Source organism: Comamonas piscis (genome assembly GCF_014109725.1).
GTDB classification, from domain to species: domain Bacteria; phylum Pseudomonadota; class Gammaproteobacteria; order Burkholderiales; family Burkholderiaceae_C; genus Comamonas; species Comamonas piscis.
In genome coordinates this window covers 4,215,053-4,236,003 of sequence record NZ_CP058554.1, presented here as the reverse complement: position 1 = coordinate 4,236,003, position 20,951 = coordinate 4,215,053, and the positions used below count along the sequence as shown (strand labels likewise).

22 protein-coding genes are annotated in these 20,951 nt (G+C 62.3%); 13 read left to right on the top strand and 9 right to left on the bottom strand.

The features are described from left to right. Positions 1-36 precede the first annotated feature (36 nt). Complete coding sequence (locus HS961_RS19090; RefSeq protein WP_182324704.1) at positions 37-804, bottom strand: FadR/GntR family transcriptional regulator; 768 nt, start codon at positions 802-804, stop codon at positions 37-39. Between the two features lie 329 nt (positions 805-1,133). Further along, positions 1,134-1,700 (bottom strand): fasciclin domain-containing protein, encoded by a 567-nt coding sequence (locus HS961_RS19085; RefSeq protein ID WP_182324703.1) that lies wholly within the window; start codon positions 1,698-1,700, stop codon positions 1,134-1,136. Between the two features lie 265 nt (positions 1,701-1,965). Here HS961_RS19085 and HS961_RS19080 point away from each other — a divergent pair, with 265 nt between their 5' ends. The 3 genes from HS961_RS19080 (at position 1,966) to HS961_RS19070 (ending at position 3,932) form a co-directional block, all read left to right on the top strand. Next, a complete protein-coding gene (locus tag HS961_RS19080; RefSeq protein WP_182324702.1) occupies positions 1,966-2,538 on the top strand; it encodes a DUF3455 domain-containing protein in 573 nt (190 codons plus the stop codon). Positions 2,539-2,607: 69 nt separating this feature from the next. Continuing rightward, positions 2,608-3,186 carry a sigma-70 family RNA polymerase sigma factor gene (locus tag HS961_RS19075; RefSeq protein ID WP_182324701.1) on the top strand — a complete coding sequence of 193 codons (579 nt, stop codon included), beginning with the start codon at positions 2,608-2,610 and terminating at the stop codon, positions 3,184-3,186. Next, complete coding sequence (locus HS961_RS19070; RefSeq protein ID WP_182324699.1) at positions 3,183-3,932, top strand: anti-sigma factor; 750 nt, start codon at positions 3,183-3,185, stop codon at positions 3,930-3,932. The genes HS961_RS19075 and HS961_RS19070 overlap by 4 nt, the downstream gene beginning before the upstream one ends. A gap of 113 nt (positions 3,933-4,045) precedes the next feature. On the opposite strand, the gene HS961_RS19065 is transcribed toward HS961_RS19070, so the two are convergent. The 4 genes from HS961_RS19065 to HS961_RS19050 all read right to left on the bottom strand — a co-directional run bounded on the left by HS961_RS19065 (position 4,046) and on the right by HS961_RS19050 (position 7,851). Next, complete coding sequence (locus HS961_RS19065; protein WP_182324697.1) at positions 4,046-4,822, bottom strand: ABC transporter permease; 777 nt, start codon at positions 4,820-4,822, stop codon at positions 4,046-4,048. A 20-nt stretch (positions 4,823-4,842) separates the two neighbouring features. Then, positions 4,843-5,673, bottom strand: a complete 831-nt coding sequence (locus tag HS961_RS19060; protein WP_182324695.1) for an ABC transporter ATP-binding protein — start codon at positions 5,671-5,673, stop codon at positions 4,843-4,845. 57 nt (positions 5,674-5,730) lie between these two features. Then, positions 5,731-6,759 carry an ABC transporter substrate-binding protein gene (locus HS961_RS19055; protein WP_182324693.1) on the bottom strand — a complete coding sequence of 343 codons (1,029 nt, stop codon included), beginning with the start codon at positions 6,757-6,759 and terminating at the stop codon, positions 5,731-5,733. A gap of 66 nt (positions 6,760-6,825) precedes the next feature. Continuing rightward, on the bottom strand, positions 6,826-7,851 hold the full coding sequence (locus HS961_RS19050) for an ABC transporter substrate-binding protein (protein ID WP_182324691.1): 1,026 nt from the start codon (positions 7,849-7,851) through the stop codon (positions 6,826-6,828). A gap of 254 nt (positions 7,852-8,105) precedes the next feature. On the opposite strand from HS961_RS19050, the gene HS961_RS19045 reads away from it, so the two are divergent. After that, positions 8,106-8,759 (top strand): flavin reductase family protein, encoded by a 654-nt coding sequence (locus HS961_RS19045; protein WP_182324689.1) that lies wholly within the window; start codon positions 8,106-8,108, stop codon positions 8,757-8,759. Between the two features lie 73 nt (positions 8,760-8,832). Here HS961_RS19045 and HS961_RS19040 read toward each other — a convergent pair whose 3' ends face one another. Continuing rightward, positions 8,833-9,456: a GSU2403 family nucleotidyltransferase fold protein gene (locus HS961_RS19040; protein ID WP_412101609.1), complete on the bottom strand. Its 624-nt coding sequence runs from the start codon at positions 9,454-9,456 to the stop codon at positions 8,833-8,835. A gap of 387 nt (positions 9,457-9,843) precedes the next feature. Next, positions 9,844-10,920, bottom strand: coding sequence for a GSU2403 family nucleotidyltransferase fold protein (locus HS961_RS19035; RefSeq protein WP_182324685.1), 1,077 nt, complete (start codon positions 10,918-10,920; stop codon positions 9,844-9,846). 511 nt (positions 10,921-11,431) lie between these two features. On the opposite strand from HS961_RS19035, the gene HS961_RS19030 reads away from it, so the two are divergent. From HS961_RS19030 to HS961_RS18990, 9 genes are read left to right on the top strand one after another with little or no spacing between them, the layout of a single operon-like run. Further along, entirely contained in the window at positions 11,432-12,415 is a 984-nt protein-coding gene (locus tag HS961_RS19030; protein ID WP_182324683.1) for an NAD(P)H-dependent flavin oxidoreductase, read from the top strand. Positions 12,416-12,421: 6 nt separating this feature from the next. Continuing rightward, entirely contained in the window at positions 12,422-13,156 is a 735-nt protein-coding gene (locus tag HS961_RS19025; protein ID WP_182324681.1) for an enoyl-CoA hydratase/isomerase family protein, read from the top strand. Positions 13,157-13,158: 2 nt separating this feature from the next. Next, positions 13,159-14,355: a CaiB/BaiF CoA transferase family protein gene (locus HS961_RS19020; protein WP_182324679.1), complete on the top strand. Its 1,197-nt coding sequence runs from the start codon at positions 13,159-13,161 to the stop codon at positions 14,353-14,355. 47 nt (positions 14,356-14,402) lie between these two features. Then, positions 14,403-15,386 carry a Bug family tripartite tricarboxylate transporter substrate binding protein gene (locus HS961_RS19015; protein WP_182324677.1) on the top strand — a complete coding sequence of 328 codons (984 nt, stop codon included), beginning with the start codon at positions 14,403-14,405 and terminating at the stop codon, positions 15,384-15,386. 17 nt (positions 15,387-15,403) lie between these two features. After that, on the top strand, positions 15,404-16,186 hold the full coding sequence (locus HS961_RS19010) for an enoyl-CoA hydratase/isomerase family protein (protein ID WP_182324675.1): 783 nt from the start codon (positions 15,404-15,406) through the stop codon (positions 16,184-16,186). Beyond that, entirely contained in the window at positions 16,170-17,831 is a 1,662-nt protein-coding gene (locus HS961_RS19005; RefSeq protein ID WP_238347659.1) for an AMP-binding protein, read from the top strand. Before HS961_RS19010 ends, HS961_RS19005 begins: the two co-directional genes overlap by 17 nt. Further along, complete coding sequence (locus HS961_RS19000; RefSeq protein WP_238347658.1) at positions 17,828-18,796, top strand: hydroxymethylglutaryl-CoA lyase; 969 nt, start codon at positions 17,828-17,830, stop codon at positions 18,794-18,796. Before HS961_RS19005 ends, HS961_RS19000 begins: the two co-directional genes overlap by 4 nt. Positions 18,797-18,842: 46 nt before the next feature. Beyond that, positions 18,843-19,271 carry a PaaI family thioesterase gene (locus HS961_RS18995; RefSeq protein WP_182324673.1) on the top strand — a complete coding sequence of 143 codons (429 nt, stop codon included), beginning with the start codon at positions 18,843-18,845 and terminating at the stop codon, positions 19,269-19,271. A gap of 35 nt (positions 19,272-19,306) precedes the next feature. Further along, on the top strand, positions 19,307-19,837 hold the full coding sequence (locus HS961_RS18990; RefSeq protein WP_133854790.1) for a MarR family winged helix-turn-helix transcriptional regulator: 531 nt from the start codon (positions 19,307-19,309) through the stop codon (positions 19,835-19,837). 18 nt (positions 19,838-19,855) lie between these two features. Here HS961_RS18990 and HS961_RS18985 read toward each other — a convergent pair whose 3' ends face one another. Further along, positions 19,856-20,911: a LacI family DNA-binding transcriptional regulator gene (locus tag HS961_RS18985; RefSeq protein ID WP_182324671.1), complete on the bottom strand. Its 1,056-nt coding sequence runs from the start codon at positions 20,909-20,911 to the stop codon at positions 19,856-19,858. Positions 20,912-20,951: the final 40 nt, after the last annotated feature.

The window sequence follows — 20,951 nt, the reverse complement described above, 5'->3', positions numbered from 1 at the left end:
TTTCCTAAGTAGGTTTGAGTCCAGCGCTAGAAATCCTCACCGGCTCCCCCCCAACAACACCTTCGCCAACCGCTCCCCATCCTGCCGCCAAAACGCCGGATCCGCCTGCCGGATCCGGTCAATCGCGTTATTCATATGCGCTGTAGCTGCCGCACGCGCAGCCGCCGGGTCCCCAGCCTCAATCGCCTCCACAATCCGCGCATGCTCTTGCGTCACCGCAGTAGCAAAGTCCTGCCGCCGCGCCTCATTGGCGCGGGTGATGCGCGTCGCACCCGCCAGCACCTGCGACAGGTAATCCAAGGTACTCAGCAGAAAGGGGTTGCCGGAGGCCTGGGCGATGACGCGGTGCAGGGCGACGTCTTCGGCTACGCCGTCTTTACCGTCGGCCACGGCTTTGGCCAATGCCTTGACGCCCGCGCGGATGCGGCGCAGATCGGCGGTGCTGCGGCGGGCGGCCGCTAGTTCTGCCACTTCGGCTTCTAGCGCGCGGCGCACTTCTACGATTTGGATGACGGCCTCTTGCGAGGCAGCATGGCCTTTTTCCAGGTCCAGCGGTTCGGCCCGGGGAGCTTGTACAAAGACGCCGCTGCCTTGGCGGGAGGCGACCAGGCCGCTGGATTTGAGGCGGGATAGGGCCTCTCGCACTACTGTGCGGCTCACCCCAAACTGTGCCACCAGCAGCAGCTCTGTCGGCAAGCGGTCGCCTGGTTGCATTTGCCCTTGCCGAATGCTGGCCTCCAGCGCCTGGGCCACTTGGTCTGCTAGGGAGTTGGCGGCCTTAATGGGCGTGAAGGAGATCGGCATGCAAGGGGGGCGGGGCAAGTTATGTGACGCGGGCGCCAGGGTTGCCAGCGCCGCAGGATGGCGCCCACTGTACTCCAGGCTTGGGGTGCTGGCTGTACCGGTGGTGGATGGTTTAGCGCTGTTTGGTGTTTACACCGAGGCTTGGTTGGTTGCGGAGGCAGTCTTTAAACGTATGGCGCATTGCAGCCGGGGCCGGGCAGGCCAGCGCGGTGCAAGGCCCGCAATGCAAAAAGCTGCAGCCGCCATGCGGCAGCCTGCAGCTCCATTCTTAGTAAATGCCCAGTGTCAGCAGCCCTGCATGCATCGCAGCGGCTGCATCCACTCCGCCCTTATTTAGGCAGCAGCACCTTGTCGATCACGTGGATCACGCCATTCGATTGGTAGACATCAGGGATGGTGACGGTGGCCATGCCACCTTTTTCGTCCGTCAGCATGATCTTGGAGCCCTGGCTCTTGGCCACCAAGGTGCCGCCGCTGACGGTCTTGATGCTGGCCATGCCCTTGCCGTCTTTGATCATCTTGCTGATGGCTGCTGCATCCCACTTGCCGGGGACGACGTGGTAGGTCAGCACGGTGGTCAGCATGGCCTTGTTCTCGGGCTTGAGCAGGCTGTCTACGGTGCCGGCGGGCAGGGCCGCAAATGCCTCGTTGGTGGGGGCAAACACGGTGAAGGGGCCTGGGCCCTTCAGGGTCTCTACCAGGCCAGCTGCCTTGACTGCTGCTACCAAGGTGGTGTGGTCCTTGGAGTTGACGGCGTTGTCGATGATGTCCTTGGTGGGCAGCATGGGCGCGCCGCCCACCATCACGTCTTTGGCGATCGCTGCCATGGATGTGCTTGCCACCATGAATGCCATGCCATAAGAGACCAGTTTGCGGGTACTTTGAATCGAGGCCATGAGTTGCTCCTTGCGTGTGGATGTTCAGCCGGAAAACGTTGCGGCTGTTTGGAATACGCAGCGGGCAGCGCAATGGATTCAACAAAGATGGAAACGCTTGTAAAGAGGTGGCAAAGAGGGAGAGCAGGGTAGCGATGCAGACAGCGCAAAAAAATTTTTGCACCCACTGCATCCATACGCGCATCTGGCGACTAGTACCACTAACAGCACATTATTTAGCGCTGTTTTCACTCTCGTCCTGTCCCCCTAACTTAGGAGAACTCGTATGTTGACCTCTCGCACAGCACCCCGTATCGCCGCCATCGCCACCGCAGTTGCCTCTATCGGCCTGCTCACCGCTTGCGGCTCGATGCAGAAAAAGGAAATGGCTTTCTCGCAGGCTTCGCTGCCAGCAACCATCCAGGTGCCAGCCGGCCACAAGGTGGCTTGGGAGACGGTAGGTAGCGGTGACATCACCTACGAATGCCGCGACAAGGCCAATGCAGCCGGCCAGACCGAATGGGTGTTTGTGGGCCCGGACGCGGTGCTGAAGGATCGCGCAGGCAAGTCGGTTGGCCGCTACTACGGCCCACCAGCTACCTGGGAAGCAAATGACGGTTCCAAGCTGACGGCAACGCAGCTGGCCGTGGCGCCAGCAGGTGCCGGCAACCTGCCGTACCAATTGGTGAAGGCTAACCCAGCAATGGGCAGCGGTGCCTTGGTGGGTGTGAGCCACATCCAGCGCGTGGCATTGAAGGGCGGTGTGGCACCGGCGGACAAGCCTTGCACGCCTGCACAAAAGGGCCAAAAGACGGTGGTGCAGTACCAAGCTGACTACATCTTCTGGAAGCCAATGTAAGTTTCTGTTTTATAGCGGCTACACTCGAAGAAGGATTTCCTCCCCTTTCCTTCTTCGTGGATTGCCTTCATGCCGCCTGCCGCTTCTGTGACCGACGACAATTTTGACCATGCTTTGGCGCTAGAAGCTTGCGCGCGTGGCGACCGACATGCGCTGCAGCGTATCTATGAGCAAGAGTCGCGTTATCTGCTGGGGGTGGCGATGCGCATTGTGCGCAGCCGCGCTGCCGCAGAGGATGTGCTGCACGATGCCTTTGTGTCGATCTGGAGCAAGGCGCACAGTTTTGATGCCGCACGTGGTGCGGCTAGAGGCTGGATCTATAGCATTGTTAGGCACGCAGCATTGAACCGGGTGCGCAGCAGCGCCCGCGAAAGCGCGCTGGATGAGCCCACGGCCGCAGCGCATGAAGCCAGTGCCGCGATGGCCGCCTGGCAGGAAGAAGGCGACGCCTTGACCCGCCAGGCCCAGCTGGGCCGCCTGGGCCAGTGCCTGGATGGCCTGGAGCCACAGCGCCGCGAATGCCTGCTGCATGCCTATGTAGATGGTTGCAGCCACAGTGAGATTGCAGCGCGGGTGCAGGCCCCGCTGGGAACCGTCAAAGCCTGGATACAGCGGGGCCTACGCGCCCTGCGGGAATGCATGCAATGAGCGCCGATACCCCAAACACTTTGCCGCCTGATGGCGACACCCCTGACGACCTGCAGACCCTTGCTGGCCAGTACGTGCTGGGTACGCAGGACGCCGCACAGCGCCGCGCGATCGAAGACCGCCTGGCGCACGACCCAGAATTGCGCGTTGCCGTGGATGCCTGGGAGCAGCGCCTGCAGCCCTTAACCCGGTTGGCGCCGCCGCAAGAGCCCAGCATGGGCCTGTGGCCGCGCATTACTGCCAGCCTGTGGCCGGCAGCCGAACCGCAGCGCGCCGCCGCCGTAGCGCAGCGCCGCTGGTGGGATTGGGACAGCCTGGCGCTATGGCGCGGCCTGGCGGGCAGCGGTTTTGCAGCCGCCGCCGTGCTGGCCGGTGTGCTGGTGCTGGGCGATGCCGCAGCGCCCGCGCCCGCACGCTACTTTGTCGTGCTGGCCGCGCCGCAAAGCCAGGCCCCGGGCTGGCTGGTGCAGGCGCAGGCTGCAGACCGTTTGCGCTTGGTGCCCCTGGGCACGGATGCCGTGCCGGCTGAGAAATCCCTGCAGTTCTGGACCAAGGCCGACAGCTGGAGCGCCCCGGTATCGCTGGGCCTTGTCAAACCAGGTGAAGCGATTGAGGTGCCCGTTGACAAGCTGCCACCGCTGCAGCCCAACCAGCTGTTTGAGCTGACCTTGGAGCCAGCGGGCGGATCGCCGATTGGCAAGCCGACGGGGCCGATCCAGTTCATCGGCCGCGCGGTGCAAATCTAGCGCGAGTCTTCCTCCAAAACACAAAGGGGCCAGTTCATTCACTTGGCCCCTTCGCTTTGGTCTGCCAGGTATTGGCAGATATCGACTGGAATCGGCAGATCAGCAATACCGCATCAGCGGTTGTCGCCACCTCGGTGCGCCCAGGCGGTTGTCCGCTTTTCTACCAAGCTGAACAGCTCGTACATCACCATCGCCATCGCGCCCACCACCAGCAGGCCCGCAAAGGCCAGGCCCATTTGCATAGAGGAGCCGGCGGAGATCAGCAGGTAGCCAATGCCTTCGTTGGCGGCGGTCATCTCGGACACGGTGGTGCCGACAAAGGCCAAGGTAATGGCTACTTTGAGCGAGGCGTAGAAGTAGGGCAGCGAGCGGGGCAGGCCGACCTTCATCAATACATCCCAGCGTTTGGCGCCGAGCACGCGCAAGACATCTTCCAGCTCCGGCTCCAAGGTGGCCAAGCCGGTGGCGATGTTGACCATGATGGGGAAGAAGCTGATCAGGAACGCGGTAAGGATGGCCGGGCCAATGCCGATGCCAAACCAGACCACGAGGATGGGCACAAACGCGGCCTTGGGCAGCGCGTTGAAGGCGGTCATCAGCGGGTAGACGGCGGCATAGGCCAGGCGCGAGCTGCCGATGACAAAGCCCAGCAGCACGCCAACGACGATGGCAATGCCAAAGCCCACCATGGTGACCCAGAAGGTGCGCCAGGCATGGGCGGCGATGGTGGTGTGGAACTCCAGAAACTGCTGCCAGATCAGCAAGGGGCTTGGGAAGATAAATTCCGACACCTGGAAGGCCGAGCAGATGATTTGCCAGAGGATGACCACGGCGGCCAGCAGCAGCCAGGGCGACCAGCGTTCGAGCTTGGGGTTGTTGAGCTTGTACATAGATGGTTGGGCCTGGGCGCTTACTGGTTGATCACGGTGCCGGTCTTGCGCATGGCACCGATGTGGCCGCGCAGCTCATGCACGATGTCGCTGAACTCCTTGGTGTAGGTCAGCTCCAGATCGCGCGGGCGGGGAATGTCGATATCGCGGCGCACCACAAAGCGGCCGGGGCTCTTGCTCATCACATAGATGGAGTCGGCCAGGAAGACGGATTCGCGCAGGTCATGCGTGACGAGGATGACGTTGAACTGCTGCTCGGCATGCAGATCGCGCAGGATGCACCACAGCTCCTCGCGGGTGAAGGCATCGAGGGCGCCAAAGGGCTCGTCGAGCAGCAGCATCTTGGGCTCATGGATCAGAGCGCGGCAGATGCTGGCGCGCTGCTGCATACCGCCGGACAGCTCCCAGGGGAATTTATCTTCATACCCGCCCAGGCCCACCTTTTGCAGCAGGCGGCGGGCGCGGTCTTCGTATTCTTTGCGCCGGGCCTTGAACTGGCTGCGGTGCGGCTCCACAATCTCCAGCGGCAGCAGCACATTGTCGACCGTGGTGCGCCAGGGCAAGAGCGATGGCGATTGGAAGGCCATGCCCGATATCTTGAGCGGGCCGGTGACGGGCTGGCCATCGATGCGGATCTTGCCAATGCTGGGCATGCGCAGGCCGGTGGCCAGCTTCATGAAGGTGGATTTGCCGCAGCCCGAGGGGCCGACGATGGCGATGAACTCGCCACGGCGCACTTGCAGGTCAATGGCTTCGACAGCGAACTGGTTCTTGGCCTGCAACTCATCGTTGTAAGCTAGCCAGACATCACGAAACTCAACAAAGGCAGGGTCTTGGAGGGAGGCCGTCATAGGGTGCAATCGTCTTCAAAAGGGCAGGGCGCAGGCAGCGCCCTGCAGGCGGCAAGATCAGCGCTTGGGGAGGATGTCCAGCTCGGCAGCGCTGGGCAGAAAGCTGCCGTTCCAGACTGCTTGGGCGGGCACGGGGTTCTTGGTTTCATAGGCCTTGGCGACCTGCTCGGCCATCTGGCCCAGGCGCTCGGTGCGCAGCTGGCCAAAGCCTTCTTCACGCGCGCCCTTGCCGTCGATGGCGGTGTCGATGGTGAGCTTGAGGCGCTTTACCTCCAGCGGCACATTGACCAGACCATCCTTGGCCTTGAGCGAGGCAATGGCGGCCTGCGGATCGGCAATCGCCTCCTTGGCGCCCTTGGCAAACGCCTTGAGGAAGGCGCGCACCGCTTCGGGCTTTTCTGCAATCAGCTTGGGGCTGGCGATGATGACGTTGCCGTAGAGCTGCACGCCATGGGTGGCGTAGGGCAGCACCACCACGTCCTCGGCCTTGACGCCACGCGCCTCCAGGTTGAGCAGGCTGGTGAAGGTGTAGCCGGTGACGGCATCCAGATCGCCGCGCACCAGCATGGTTTCGCGCAGTGGTGGGTCCATCGTGCTCCACTGCACGGCGCCTACGCCATTGGCCTGCGCGAAGATTGGGAAGGTGCGGCGGCCCGCGTCAAAAATCGGCGCGCCCATCTTTTTGCCAGTCAGGTCGCTGGCCTTGGTGATGCCCGATTTCTTCAGCGCCATCACCGATGCCGGCGTGGTGTTGTAGATCACCATGATGGCCACCGGCTTGATCGGCGCATCGGGGTTGTTGGCATGGAACTCCATCAGCGCAGCCAGGTCGGCAAAGCCCAGGTCATGCGTGCCCGAGGCCACGCGCTGGATGGCGCCGGCGCCGCTGGCTGCTTCCACCGTCACATCCAGGCCGGCTTGCTTGAAGTAGCCTTTTTGCTCGGGGTGTACAAACAGCGCGGCCGGGCCTTCAAAGCGCCAGTCGAGCTGGAACTTGAGCGGCGTCAGCGGCTGGGCCAGGGCGTTGCAGGTGCTGGCGGCGGCCAGCAGGGCCAGGGATGCGTGGAGGAAGCTGCGTTTTTTCACGGGATGGTCTCGTCAGGTGGTGGGGCGGTGATAGGGGGTGATGCGGTGGAGAAGGCTGGTGACGGCTTACTTTTTGGGGAGCACATCCAGCACAGCGGCGGGCGGCAGAAAACTGCCGTTCCAGACGTCTTCGGCCTTGACGCGGGTTTTGGTGCCATAGGCGTCGGAGACTTGCGCGGCCATCAGGCTCAGGCGGCTGCTGTCGAGCTGGCCAAAGCCTTCCTTGCGGGCATCGGCGCTGTTGATGACGGTGTCGATGGCGAGCTGCAGGCGGCGCGTCTCCAGCGCCACATTGACGATGCCGTCACGCGCCTTGACGGACTGGATCGCCTGGGCCGGGTTGGCCATCACGCCCTTGGCGCCTTGCGCAAAAGCGGTCAGAAACTTCTTGATCGCCTCGGGCCGCTCCTGGATCACCTTGGGGCTGGCGATGATCACATTGCCGTAGAGCTTGACGCCAAAGTCGGCGTACTGCATGACTACCACATCGCTGGCTTTGGCGCCGCGCGCCTCCAGGTTCAGCAGGCTGGTAAAGGTAAAGCCGGTGATGGCATCGACATCACCGCGCACCAGCATGGTTTCGCGCAGGGGAGGGTCCATGGCGGTCCAGGTCACGTTGCTGACGCCATTGGCCTTTTCAAAAATAGGGAAGGCCTTGCGACCGGCATCAAACACCGGGGCGCCCAGCTTTTTGCCTTTCAGATCCGTGGGGGTTTTGATGCCCGACTTTTTGAGCGCCATCACTGACGCCGGCGTGTTGTTGTAGACCACCATGACCGCGACCGGCTTGTTGGGCGCATCTGGGTTGTTGGCATGGAACTCCATGACGGATGCCAGGTCGGCAAAGCCCATGTCGTAAGCACCCGATGCCACGCGCTGCACGGCGCCCCCGGAGCCATTGCCCGAATCCACCGTCACATCCAGCCCCTGTGCCTTGAACAGCCCTTGCGCGACCGGCTGCAGAAAGAAGGCCGCTGGCCCTTCAAAGCGCCAGTCGAGCTGGAACTTGATGGGCGTATCTGCCGCATGGGCCGCACCCCAAGCAAGTGCCAGAGCGGCGACGGTGGTCTTCAGAAAACTGCGCTTGTGCATGGGGAGCCTCCGATGTTGCATACAAGGTCGTTTGCAAGATCGGTGCCAGTTTGTAAGCCCCTGTATTGGCAGGCGCGATCGCACCAGCTTGGTGCAAATGCAAGGGGCTGAATCTGGGGCGTGCACGCCCGCATGCATGGCAGCGCATCCGCTTGGTGCAGCTTGTATACATGGCTGGTCGGCTACTACGGTGGCCACGGCCCGGCATGGCAATTGCAAGCAGAATGCAGCATTCCGACCCGAAGAGAGCGCCCATGACCGAGATCGACTTTGCCCAGCTGGGCACCTATGAACGCTACAAGCTGATGGCCAGCCTGATCGTGCCGCGCCCCATCGCCTTGGTGACGACCCTGGGCGCAGACGGCACCATCAATGCCGCGCCTTTCAGCATGTTCAACATGATGGGCGAGGACCCACCCGTGGTGATGCTGAGCGTGAACAAGCTGCAAGATGCGGCGCAGAAAGACACAGTCACCAACATCCTGCGCGACAAGGAGTTTGTGGTGCACATCGCCGACGAAGCCATGGCCGCTGCCATGCACCGCTGCGGCGACCGCCTGGCCCCGCACGAGAGCGAGCTGGACCACACGGGCTTGACCGCAACGCCCTCCCAAAGCGTGCGCCCCCCACGCATCGTCCAAGCCCCCGTCGCCTTCGAATGCGTGCTGCACGAAACCCTGGAAACCGCCAGCCGCTACGTCTTTATCGGCCGGGTGCAATGGCTGGCCGTCCGCGACGGCCTGGTCGATACCGAAAAATGGCGGGTGCGCCTGCAGGAGTTCTTCCCCGTCGGGCGCTTTGGCGCGAGCTTCTATATCAACTGCCGGGAGCGCTTTGCGATCGAGGCGGGGGAAGGCTTGGCAGCGGCGCAGAGTGGGGTGGGTAGTACGGCGATTGATGAGATGTGAGGGCTGCCTTGGGCAGCCATTGCCCGATGGCGCATTCAAGCTAACGCGAGGCGTTTAAGGAAGGCTCTTGGGATCACCAGGTGACGCTGGACGTCAGTAGCCCCCTCTGGAGCAGCTGTTCTACGGCATCCGCCTGGCGTTGGTCTCGGTGGCGTTTGAGCGGCTCGCGCGTATCCAGCTGGGCCAGCCATCGCTTGAAGTTCATGAAAATGCCTGGATCCACCGTACGCATCCGTGCCATGGATCCGTCCAAGCCCACAACGACTTGCTCATAGGGGGCAGAGTTCAAGAATGCCTGTGAGTTTTCTGCGGGAACCGGCAGTACATCGCCGTCCTTGCCAGACAGTGAATCGGCCCCTTCATCGTCCGCCCCCCTGCGCCGCAAAAAGTCGACGGCAAAGCCCTCGGCGTTCATTGCGGATTCCTTCTGCTCTTCCATCCGCTCGAAGGTCTGGTCAACGCGCTGCAGCAGTTCCAGCATCGTCAGCCCTGCGGCATCCAGGTTGGCGACCAGCTTGATGCGCTGCTGCACATCCCAGAGCAGATCCACATCCCGGGTCGCAGTGCTCTGCGCATCAAACACCACGCCTGCTGCCACCTCATAGGCATAGAGTGCGTGCGTGCCGATCACACGGTAGTAGGCACCCAGCCCTTTGCTCTCCAGCGCGTTGAGAATCCGGATGACGATGGTGGGCACCCGGGCAATACCGAAGGCCAGGTTGCGGCCTTGTGATGCTCGTAAGTCTTGCCGGGCCACATCCAGAGCCTGCTGGGCAGCAAGCTGGTCGGCAAGGTGTTTGCGGTGCAGCGCCAACCGCTCATCGGTTCGTGGACCCAGGGTGTGTTCTTTGCCATCCGCATAGGTTTTGACCAGCTGCACAATGCCATCACGTTCTAGCCAATGCATCTGTGCGGAGAAGCGGGTGTGTTGCAGCTGGGCGGTGGCATGGCGCTCAAAGGCGGCGGCTGATCTGGTCTGTTGCGCGATGGCGTCGTCTTCAAGCAGTGCGAATGTCAAAAGGAGCCTCCGTGGGGTTTCAACAGCCAATAAGCGGATCGCTCCTGCGCACTGGCTTGCCCTGCGCTAGATCGGATCTCTGCTTACTTCCATATCTGCAGCCATCGCTAAGAGTTGGTGGTCCAGTGCTGCTTGCGCAACGCCATCAATCTTGCTGATGACCATGGACGATTCAAGCAATCGCTCCACCAGCTGACTGTGCTGCGCGGATTGCTCACGATCCACATCAGCGTGTAGTTGGCGCGCATGCGCCAGGCGCACAAACAGCTGTGGATCAAGGGTTCGCATAACGGCCATTTTTCCGGTTCTGCCAATCACCACTTGCTCATAGACCGGGGCCTGTTGCAGCAACGCCAGCCATGCTTCTGTTTCGATGGACTGCGATACGGCACCGCCGCTTTGGCGGTGCATGGCATTGCGCATCTTCGCTCCGTTCAGCGCATCCGCTGTGAGTTTTCGTGTCGCAGCATGGGCTGGTTTTTTGCTGGATGCGGTGGACGCCGCAACATCGAAGCGGAAGCTCCAAACCCAGCAAGATGACGGCAGTGCCTCGCTTACCTCCAGTTGCGCGACAGTCCGGAGGGAATGCTGCAGCTGCCTAAGCAGATCTGCAGCGCCAGGCTGAGGTGTTTGCACAAGAACACACAAAGTGCCCGGCTGGCGCGGCAGCAGTGCTTCGCTTTGCCCCGGCATCGTCAGGTCCTCGATCTGGATGCCAGCCGACTGGCAATAGGCGTAGAGGGCAGCACCGCCCAAGACAAGGCAGTTGTCGTTGAGGCCATGGCGCTCCAGCTGCGTCAGTACCTCGATGATGTCTGTGGGAACCGATCCGGCATGGACGGCCTTGTTCATGCGCTGATGTGTCTCCACACTGGGTTTCAACAGATCAAAGCGGGTCTTGAGGCGTAGCTTCTGTTCATTGAACGCTGCATATTCCGCCTCGGTGGCCGCCGACCTCGTCCCCCTGTAGTGAACCCTGCCGTGCAGCTTGTGCAGCAGGTACTCGTAGCCCCCCACTTTCTTGAAGAACAGGCTGCCTTCATAGGCCTGCAGCTCGCGCTGCACCCGCACGAATTCCCGAAACAGGCGTATCGCGTCAATGGCTTGCTTGGCGGCCAGGTCGGTGATTCGGGGTAGCTCCAATTGCTCCTGCTCCTTAATATTTTAAAAAATGGGGGTAAATATAGATAAATCAATTACCTATGAAGATAATAAATGGATTTCTGGCGAAGTCATCTGCGTTGCTGTGTGCCAATTTACTCCAGTTTTATAAATTTTAGAAAAATTGGAGTAAGCGGCATAGAGGTTGTTTGCTCCGACCTATCCACTTTTGACGTGAGTGTTGTCCCTGCTAGGGCTGCAAAGAACGCATTTCTCGTGCCTCTAATGGCTCCCTCGTCATGGCCGCGCGCTCATCGCTTTACGCGTCGAACGTGCAGAACCTTCCTGGCTCCAATCAAAGACCAACTCACCCTTTTTGTGTGTGCAGGAAAAGTTGAAGATGTCAATCATCTGGTTTCATTTGTCAACTTGTTTGTATGTTTTCATTGGAGAATTAGAAGTAATTTTTTCAAGATGATTTATGTCTGGAGTCTTGCCGTTGGCATAAAAGTAGTTTAAAGTTTCAACTACTTTTGGATTTCAGGGAGTTCTCATGGCGAATCGGATCACCCGCTTGCTGGGTATACGGCACCCCATCGTGCAGGCGGGTATGAGCTGGGCTTCATCGAATGCGGCACTGCCTGCGGCGGTCTCCAATGCGGGGGGGCTGGGGGTGCTGGCGGCAGGCCCGCTGCGCCTGGAGGACTTCATCCGCACCCTCGATGCACTGGCTGGTGCGACTGACAAGCCCTATGCCGTGAACATCCCCTTGTACCGACCCCAGGTGGCGGAGATTCTGGACGCGATGGTGGCGCGCAAGGTGCCGGTGGTGATTGCCTCGCAAGGGGGCCCCAAGGCGCACCTGCCGCGTTTCCGGGACTATGGCGCTGTGTGGATACAGGTGGTATCGACCTTGGAGCATGCCAAGAAGGCCGAGGCGGCAGGTGTGGATGCGCTGGTGGTGGTGGGCGGTGAAGCCGGCGGCCACCCGCCTGCCAATGAGGTGAGCACGCTGGTGACGGTACGCCGTGTGCTGCAAGAGGTGTCGATTCCGGTGATTGCCGGTGGCGGTGTGGCCGATGGCTGGGGCATTGCGGCCTTGCTGGCGCTGGGTGCCGATGCCGTGCAGTTGGGTACACGCTTCTTGCTGACGGATGAAGCGGCCGTGCATGACAACTACAAGGCTGCGGTGCTGGCGGCCGATGTGCACGACACGGCCTTGATCGGGCGCAGAAGTCTTCCGGTACGGGGCTTGCGCAATGCCTTTGCCCAGGCCATTTTTGATGCCGAACGTGACCAGCTGGCGCAGGACGACTACGACGCCTTGTTCAAAAAGAGCTCGCTCAAGCAAGCGGCGCTGGACGGGGATATTGAATGGGGCAAGGTCGAGCTGGGGCAGTCGGCCGGCTTGGTCTCGCAGATCCAACCCGCAGCGCAAGTGATGGCGCAACTGGTGCAGGAATTGGCGCAGGCCAGCGCCCGCCTGGCGGCCATGGAGCTGGCTACCCACAACCACTTTGACAACCAACCGCTCTGATTCGCTATGCAACATCTATTGATTGAAGACCGTGGTGCCGTCCGCATCCTCACGTTGAATCGCCCCGCAAAGCACAATGCGCTCAACACCGTGCTGACCCAAGAATTGCTCGACAGCCTGCGCGCGGCCGACCGTGATCCTGCTATCCATGCCGTGGTGCTGACGGGGGCGGGCAAGTCGTTTTGCGCCGGTGCCGACACCACCGAGTTTTCTGCACTCACCCCCGAAGAACCGCAGGCGGTGACCGCCCGGGCTGATCTGACGACGGCCTTGCATCTGGTTTTCTCGCAGATGAACAAGCCGGTGATCTCGGCCGTACGAGGCAACGCGTTGGGCGGCGGGGCTGGCCTGGCGATTGCCTGCGATCTGGCGGTGATGTCGGAGACGGTGCGCTTTGGGTATCCGGAGCTCAAGCACGGCATCGTTGCTGCGGTGGTGATGGCCAACCTGGTGCGCCAGGTGGGGCGCAAGCAGGCTTTTGAGCTGGTGGCGCTGGCCGAGCCGCTGGATGGCCCGGGGGCCAAGGCCATGGGCTTGTGCAACCGCGTGGTGCCTGATGCGCAGGTGCTGGAGACGGCTTTGCAAATGGCTCAAACCATTGCAGGCTGGAGCCCGGTGGCCATGGCCACCACCAAGCGCAGCTTTCACCGGGTTGCCGATCTGGCCTTGGGACCCGCATTGGAAGTGGGGCGTGACGCCAATGTGATGATGCGCGGTTTTCGCAAAGCGAAGGAGGCCTGAGCATGCGTCCACTTGAAGGCATCACCATTCTGGATCTGTCGCGGGTCCTCGCCTGTCCCTTCGCGTCGATGATTCTTGCGGAGCTGGGGGCGGAGGTCATCAAGGTCGAGCAGCCTGGCACCGGAGACGAGACGCGCTCGTTCGAGCCCAAGATGCAAGGCGAGGGCGGCGATGTCTCAGCCTACTACCTGGCATTCAACCGCAGCAAGCGGTCGGTGACGGTGAACCTGCGCTCTGAGCAAGGGCAGGCGGTGGTGCGCCAACTGGCTGCGCAGGCCGATGTGGTGCTGGAGAACTTTCCGGTCGGCAACTTGCGCAAATATGGCCTGGACTACCCCTCGCTGAGTGCCATCAACGACCAGTTGGTGTACGTGAGCTGCACCGGCTTTGGCATGACCGGGCCCTACGCCCAGCGAAAAGGCTATGACACGGTGTTCCAGGCCATGGCCGGCATCATGAGCCTGACCGGGGAGCGCGGTGGCGGTCCGGTCAAGCCCGGCTTGCCGGTGGCCGACCTGAGCTCTGGGCTGTGGGTGGCGATTGCGGTGCTGACGGCGCTGACGGGTCGCGCCAAGTCTGGCAAGGGCAGCCATGTGGATTTTTCGATGTTTGACGGCCAGGTGGGCTTGCTGTCGCTGGCCGCTGCACGCTGGTTTGCGCTGGGCGAGGTGCCCGAGCGGCTGGGCACGGAGCACCCCGGGCGTATCCCTTCGGCGGCCTTTGTCTGCGGCGATGGCAAGTGGGTACAGATCACCGGCAGCGACCAGCACTGGGCGCCGCTGTGCAACCTGCTGGGCCTGGAAGCCTGGGCGGCAGATGCTGCACTTGCCAAGAATGCGGAGCGCCTGGCGCGCCGCGAAGAGGTGATGGCGGGCCTGCAGGCCGCCATTGCGCGGCTGGACCGCGATGAGCTGTGCCGCCGCTGCGATGCGGTGGGCGTGCCCGCCGGCCCCATCTTGCAAGTCGATGAGGTGCTGAGCAATGCGCATGTCGCCGCGCGCGGCATGGTCGTGGAGTACCCGCATCCGCAGATTGGCAGCTTCCGTGGCCTGCGCATTCCCTTCCGTTTTGACGGGTTTGACGACCCCGAGGTTCAGCGCCCTCCGCTGCTTGGTGAGCACACCGATGAGGTGCTGCGCGAGCGCTTGGCGATGAGTGTGGACGAGATTCAGCGATTGCGTGCAGACGGCGCGATCTGAGTCTCAGCCTGGTAACTATGTGACATCAAAAAATCAAGGAGACAAGCATGTTGAAATTTCGTCGTGCGCTGATCGGTGTTGCGGTACTTGCCGCTGCCAGCCTGGCTGCACCGGGGGCCATGGCTCAGGGCGACTACCCGTCGCGCGCCATCGTCCTGGTCAACCCCTATGCAGTAGGTGGCTCTGCTGACTTGCTGGGGCGGGCCTTGGCCAAGGAACTGGGTGATCTGCTGGGCCAGCCGGTGATTGTGGAGAACAAGGCGGGAGGAGGCGCTTCGATTGGTGCGGCCTTTGTAGCCAAGGCGGCGCCGGATGGCTACACCTTGCTGTTGGGCACGGCGGCAGCGCATACGGTTACCCCGCTCGCCACCAAGGTGGCCTATCACGGCGTGGACGATTTTGAGTTCATCGGCATGGTGGCCAATGTGCCCAATGTGCTGACGGTGCACCCTTCGGTGCCAGCCAAGACGCTCAAAGAGTTCATCGCGCTGGCCAAGTCTGAGCCGGGCAAGCTGAGCTATGCCTCGGCGGGTATGGGCTCATCGCCGCACATCGGTGCGGAGACCTTCAAACATGCAGCCGGGGTGGACCTGCTGCATGTGCCCTACAAAGGCGCAGCACCGGCGGTGAACGACATGGTGGCGGGTGTGGCTCAGGTCGGATTTTTGAATATCTCGGCGGTGCTGCCCTTCATCAAATCCAACCGCTTGCGGGCTTTGGCCTATGGCGGCAGCAAGCGGTCTCCGGACATGCCCGATGTGCCCACCTTTGCAGAGGCGGGTGTTGCCAACAGCGAAATGGGCAGCTGGTATTCGCTCGCCGCGCCGGCCAAGACGCCAGCGGCCGTGGTGGACAAGCTGGCGGCCGCTTTGCAGACCGTGCAGTCCAAACCAGAGTTCAAGAAGCTGCTGCTGGCCCAGAACGCGGAGCCCATGCCGCAAATGAAAGCGCAGGCGACCGAGTTCATCAAGGTGGATGGAAAGCGGCTTGCCGAGCTGGTGCAGGCCACGGGCATGAAATTGCAAAACTGAGACAGAGGTTTTTGAGTATGCAGACATTTCCTGAGTTCAGCACCCTGCGCATTGACGTGGATGCTGCGGTCGCCACCCTTTGGTTGGCCAGGCCTGAAAGCCGCAATGCCTTGAATGTGGCGATGTGCCAAGAGCTGGTCGAGGCCTGCGATGCATTGGAGCAGGCCGATACGGTGCGCGTCATCGTGGTGCGCGGCGAAGGGGTCGCCTTCTGCGCCGGGGCGGACCTCAAAGAACGGCAGGGTATGAGCCCCGCAGAGATCATCGCGCGCCGGGTCAATGGCTTCACCGCCTATGCGGCGATCGAAGCGCTGTCCAAACCCGTGATTGCTGCGATCCGGGGCCCAGCCTATGGCTCGGGCTGCGAGATTGCGGCAGCCTGCGACTTTGTGCTGGCGGATACTTCTGCCGCCTTCAAGTACCCCGAAGTGGGCTGGGGCACGGTGGGCGCAACCCAGCGCCTGCCGCGCATGGTGGGGCGGCGCATGGCCAAGGAGTTGCTGTTCACCGGCCGCGTCGTCGATGCCCAGGAGGCCTTGCAGTTGGGCATGGTGAACCATGTGTTCAGCAGCGATGCGTTTGAGGAACAGGTCAAGGCGATGGCGCTGCAGATCGCGGCCGCCAATCCACTCACGGTGGCGCTGACCAAGCACAGCATTGATGCCGGCCTGGACACCACCCGGGAAGGGGCTATGGCGGTTGAGCTGCTCGCCATCCAGGAGAATCTGCGCCGCAGCGACTGGAAGAAGGCCATCGCAGGCTTTGGCAAGAAGGGAGATGGCGATGCAGCTGCTCAATGATGCGCTGGTGCCCGTGCCTGTCACCTTGGCACAGGTGTTGAATGCGGTGTGCCAGGATCGGGGCGAGGCACAGGCCTATGTGGGGCCAGGCGAATGCTGGAGCTGGGCGCAGATCACCGCACAGAGTCGGCGCATTGCGGCAGGCCTGCATGCTGCCGGCATAGTCAAAGGCGACCATGTGGGCCTGATGCTGGGAAACTCCGGCGAATGGATTGCCGCCTTTTTTGCCTGTGCCACGGTGGGAGCGGTGACGGTGCCGGTCAATACCCGCTTCAAGGCAGATGAGCTGCTGTTCTGCCTGAAGCAGGCCGATGTACGGCTGTTGATCCATGCCGACAGTTTTCTGGGCATTGACTTCACAGGCATGCTGCGCCAGTTGGAGCCCGCCATCGATACGCAGTTGCCCGGTGCGGCGCTGCCCCAGCTGCGCCAAGTGGTATGCATCGGTGGCCAGGGCCTTGCTGTGGCTGTGACCTCGTATGAGGCATTTCTGGCGGACGGCGCTCGGGTGGGCGATGCGGCGCTCGACGCGCTGGCAGCGCAGGTGCGCCCGGACGACATTCTGTTGATCCAGTACACCTCGGGAACCACCTCGTTCCCCAAGGGAGTGATGCTGACCCATGCCAACATGCTGGGCGACGCGGCCTGCGTGGCCAGGCGCATGGGCGTGACAGCCGATGACCGCTACTTCAGCATTCGACCGTTTTTCCATGTGGCGGGCAGTACCTTGTCGGTGCTGGTGTCGCTGGTGTCGGGTTGCTGCCTGCTCAGCTTGCCCAAGTTTGATGTGGCGCAGGCACTGGAGGTGCTGGAGCGCGAGCGTTGCACGTTGACTTCAGGCAACGACACGATCTTTCTGATGCTGATGGGCCATGAGAGCTTCGATGCCTCACGCCTGCATTTGAAAGGTGGCTGGGCGGCCGCCGGGCCGGAGGTGATGCAGAAGATCCGCGATGTGATGGGGGTGCCGCATGTCTGCAATGCCTACGGCCAGTCGGAGGCTTCGCCCAATGTGCTGCTGAGTGACCACGATGATGCGTTTGAGCTGCGTCGGGATGGCTTCATGCGGCCCCACCCGGGGGTGGAGGTTCGGATTGCCGATGCGCAAACGGGGGCGCTGGTTGCCCCTGGCCAGGGGCAGGGTGAGATCCAGGTGCGCGGCTGGAACGTGATGCGTGGCTACTACAACATGCCCGAGGCCACCGCCAAGGCCATGACCGAGGATGGCTGGCTGCGCACCGGCGACATAGGGGAGCAGAGTGCCGATGGCCGCTTTCGCATGGTCGGGCGGCTCAAGGACATGTACCGCGTGGGCGGAGAGAACGTGGCACCTGCCGAGGTGGAAGAGGTGCTGCATGCCCACCCGGCAGTGCAGCAAGCGCAGGTCATTGGTGTGCCCGATGCCCGCCTGGGCGAGGTGACCGGTGCTTTTGTGCTGCTCAAACCCGGCCAGCAGGTGAGTCGCCATGAACTCATCGCCTGGTGCAAAGCGCGCTGCGCGAATTTCAAGGTGCCTCGTTACCTGGAGCTGGTGGACAGCTTTGAGAACATCGACATGACAGGCAGCAGCAAGGTGCAGAAGAACAAGCTCCGCGCGCACGCGATTCTGCTGTGGAAGATCCAAGCCGATACGGTGGCCGCATGATGCTGAATACGTCTCTCTCCCGCGAAGACGATGGGCGCGATGTGGTCCTGTGCGAGTGCTTTGCACGCGATGGCCTGCAGCATGAGTCGGTGATGCTGCCCACCGCCACCAAGGTGGACCTGATCCGGCGTTTTGCCGACATAGGGTTTGCGCGCATCGAGGCGACCTCGTATTCCAACCCCAAGGTGATTCCCCAGTTTGCCGATGCCAGCGAGCTGCTGCAGGCGCTGCCGCGTGCAGCGGGTGCGTTTTACAAGGCGACCTGTGCCAATCTCCGCGCGGTGGAGCGGGCACTGGCCGACCGCGAGGCCGGCTATGGCGCCAACGAGATCAGTCTGCTGGTGTCGGCAACCGACACCCATTCCTTGAAGAACCTGGCCCGCAGCCGGGCGGACCAATGGCAGAACATTGCGCAGATGGCCGCAGCCGCTGCTGAGCAGTTCCGGCTGATCGGAACGATCTCGATGGCCTTTGGTTGCCCTTTCGAAGGGTGGGTCGACCCCGAGAGCGTGCTGGCCGATGTGGGACGCTTTCGGGATGCCGGGGTGCGCTATGTGACCCTGGGCGACACGACGGGCACCGCAACGCCGCGTGTGACGGCAGAGATGTTCAGGCGCATGCGATCGGCCTACCCCGATGTGACGCCGATTGCGCACTTTCATGACACGCGCGGCACCGGCTTGGTGAACTATGTGGCTGCGCTGGATGCCGGTGTGCGGCACTTTGACTGCGCGATGGGCGGCGTGGGTGGCCATCCCGCCAAGGTGAAATACGGCGGCGGCCACACGGGCAATGTCAGCAGCGAGGACCTGATCGACCTGTTCGAGAACATGGGTGTCAAGACCGGTATCGACATGCAGGCCTTGCTGGAGACCGCAGAGCTGTGCGAAGCGGTACTGGGACGAGAGCTACATGCCCGCGTGGTGCGCAGCGGCTTGAACCCCTTGCGCGGAGCAGCGCGATGAGTGTTGCAAGCGCTACGGAGAAGCTATGCCGCCACCGGCCACTGATATGACCGCTGCCGACCCTGAGCCAGCGCTATCCGCCTACCCGGAGGTGGCCCCTTTTGCCGAATGGCTGGGCCTGGTGACCGAGACGGCCGCTGGCGGCCGTGCCGTGCTCCGGCTTGCGCTGCGCAAAGAGCTTCTGAACCGCCGGGGCGCCATCCATGGCGGCGTGCTTGCCAGCATGCTCGACAGCGCCATGGCCCGTGCCAGCCGGACCTTGGAAGGGGTGGAGGAGCTGGGTGGCACCACCGACCTGCATGTGCAGTACATGCAGCCGGCGGAGGGCGACTTGCAGGTCAAGGCCTGGGTGGAGCATGCGGCCCAAACCTTGGTGTTTTGCCGGGCGGAAATCCGCGATGCAGCAGACCGCCTGGTGGCTTCAGGCACCGCCTCGTTGAGAATTCGCCGAAAACGGAGCCAACGGTCTCCGTGATTTTCTATACTTCATGAATGCCTAAAACAGACCTCATGCCTTCCGCAGATGCTCAGGAGCCCAAGACCGCCAGCCATTTCAAGGAGCTGGTGTCGTTTCGCCTGAACATGCTTGCAAGCCATTGGAGCCGCCTGGCTGCAGAGTCGAACCAACGTGATTTCGAGCTGGACCCCCGGGAATGGCGGATCCTGGGAATGTTGGGTGCGAATGCGCCCATGTCCCTGCAAGGCCTGGCACGTGAGGTGAATATCGACAAGAGTCTGGCCAGCCGTGCGGTGTCGCTGATGATTGACCGAGGCCTTCTGCAGCGCGGCGCGGACCAGTCCGATGGCCGGGGCGTGCAATTGAGCCTCACGGCCAAGGGCAAGCAGCTCTACCGCAAGGTGTTCCCCAAGGCCGTCAAGCGCAATGAGGAGCTGCTGTCGGTGCTCAGCAGCCAGGAGCGCGAGGTTTTCGACCGGGCGCTGGACCTGCTGACGGCGCATGCGCATGAGACCTTGGCCCGCGAGCGCGCAAAGGCGGCCAAGCCCAAACGCAAACCGGGCGCGGTCATCGCCGCCGATTGACGGGTTTGGCCAGGCCCTTCAAGGCAAATTCTCCCGAAAAATAATCTGACTCCGCACGATGTCCACCGCCGTCATTGTGTCGAGCTGATCCCGCAGATTGCTGAACATGCGGATGCAGCTCATGATGATGCCCAGGTGGCTTTGGGTGATGACGGCGTCCATGGTGCCGTTGATCAGCAGGGCGCGGGTGTCGGGGGTGAGGCCGTGGCCAATGAGGGCGACCTGGTGCTCGCGGCCGGCTTCCTGCAATGCCCGCCCAACCCCATCCGATGAACCACCGATGTTGTAGATGCCGGCGATATGCGGGTGGCGCTGCAGCAATTCTTTGGTCTGCTGGTAGTTGCGGGATGCATCGTCATAGCTCTCGCGCAGGCCCAGGATCTGCATGTCGGGGAACTGCTCGGCATGCAGTTGCAGAAAGCCGCCCTCGCGCTCCTCATGTGCCAGGTAGCTGCGCGATCCTGCTATCAGCGCGATTTGCGCATCGCGGCGCTGGCTGCCGATAAAGCGGGCCAGCAGGTAGGCGGCGGTGCGGCCGGCGGCGCGGTTGTCCAGCCCCACATAGGCAATGCGGGCGCTGTTGTCCAGGTCGGAGATCACAGTCAACGTAGGCACGCCCCGGTCGGCGAGCTGTTGCACCGCTTCGCGCACCGCCGGGTGCTCGATCGCCATAAAGGCGATGCCCTGTACCCGTTTGCCCAGGCGCAGCAAGGTGGCGGCCAGCGCTTCGGGGTTGAAGCTTTCGACATATTCCACCTGGCATTTGACGTTGAAGGGCGCCTGGTGGCTTTCTGAAAAACCAATGGTGTCGCCGAGCATGCGCAGGTAGGGGTTCTGCCCTTGGGGCAGCACAAAGGCCAGCTTCCACGGCGCGGATTGGGGCGCAGCATTGGCTAGCGCATCGGGCAGGTATCCCAGCGCTTGCGCGGCTTGGCGCACTTTCTGCACGGTGATGGGGCGCACGCCGGGGCGCTGGTTCAGCACCCGGTCGGCGGTCGCGGTGGAGACGCCCGCCAGGGCGGCCACGGTTTTGAGCGTGAGACGCTCCGGGTGCATGGCAGGGTGGTTAGGCATCAGAAAGCATCAGATTCAATCATTTTGTGGGTTTGACTAT

Excerpts from the sequence above, each read along its gene's own strand:
- HS961_RS19090 (WP_182324704.1), bottom strand. The coding sequence starts at position 804 with ATGCCGATCTCCTTCACGCCCATTAAGGCCGCCAACTCCCTAGCAGAC.
- HS961_RS19085 (WP_182324703.1), bottom strand. The coding sequence starts at position 1,700 with ATGGCCTCGATTCAAAGTACCCGCAAACTGGTCTCTTATGGCATGGCA.
- HS961_RS19080 (WP_182324702.1), top strand. The coding sequence starts at position 1,966 with ATGTTGACCTCTCGCACAGCACCCCGTATCGCCGCCATCGCCACCGCA.
- HS961_RS19075 (WP_182324701.1), top strand. The coding sequence starts at position 2,608 with ATGCCGCCTGCCGCTTCTGTGACCGACGACAATTTTGACCATGCTTTG.
- HS961_RS19070 (WP_182324699.1), top strand. The coding sequence starts at position 3,183 with ATGAGCGCCGATACCCCAAACACTTTGCCGCCTGATGGCGACACCCCT.
- HS961_RS19065 (WP_182324697.1), bottom strand. The coding sequence starts at position 4,822 with ATGTACAAGCTCAACAACCCCAAGCTCGAACGCTGGTCGCCCTGGCTG.
- HS961_RS19060 (WP_182324695.1), bottom strand. The coding sequence starts at position 5,673 with ATGACGGCCTCCCTCCAAGACCCTGCCTTTGTTGAGTTTCGTGATGTC.
- HS961_RS19050 (WP_182324691.1), bottom strand. The coding sequence starts at position 7,851 with ATGCACAAGCGCAGTTTTCTGAAGACCACCGTCGCCGCTCTGGCACTT.
- HS961_RS19045 (WP_182324689.1), top strand. The coding sequence starts at position 8,106 with ATGACCGAGATCGACTTTGCCCAGCTGGGCACCTATGAACGCTACAAG.
- HS961_RS19030 (WP_182324683.1), top strand. The coding sequence starts at position 11,432 with ATGGCGAATCGGATCACCCGCTTGCTGGGTATACGGCACCCCATCGTG.
- HS961_RS19025 (WP_182324681.1), top strand. The coding sequence starts at position 12,422 with ATGCAACATCTATTGATTGAAGACCGTGGTGCCGTCCGCATCCTCACG.
- HS961_RS19020 (WP_182324679.1), top strand. The coding sequence starts at position 13,159 with ATGCGTCCACTTGAAGGCATCACCATTCTGGATCTGTCGCGGGTCCTC.
- HS961_RS19015 (WP_182324677.1), top strand. The coding sequence starts at position 14,403 with ATGTTGAAATTTCGTCGTGCGCTGATCGGTGTTGCGGTACTTGCCGCT.
- HS961_RS19010 (WP_182324675.1), top strand. The coding sequence starts at position 15,404 with ATGCAGACATTTCCTGAGTTCAGCACCCTGCGCATTGACGTGGATGCT.
- HS961_RS19005 (WP_238347659.1), top strand. The coding sequence starts at position 16,170 with ATGCAGCTGCTCAATGATGCGCTGGTGCCCGTGCCTGTCACCTTGGCA.
- HS961_RS19000 (WP_238347658.1), top strand. The coding sequence starts at position 17,828 with ATGATGCTGAATACGTCTCTCTCCCGCGAAGACGATGGGCGCGATGTG.
- HS961_RS18995 (WP_182324673.1), top strand. The coding sequence starts at position 18,843 with ATGACCGCTGCCGACCCTGAGCCAGCGCTATCCGCCTACCCGGAGGTG.
- HS961_RS18990 (WP_133854790.1), top strand. The coding sequence starts at position 19,307 with ATGCCTTCCGCAGATGCTCAGGAGCCCAAGACCGCCAGCCATTTCAAG.
- HS961_RS18985 (WP_182324671.1), bottom strand. The coding sequence starts at position 20,911 with ATGCCTAACCACCCTGCCATGCACCCGGAGCGTCTCACGCTCAAAACC.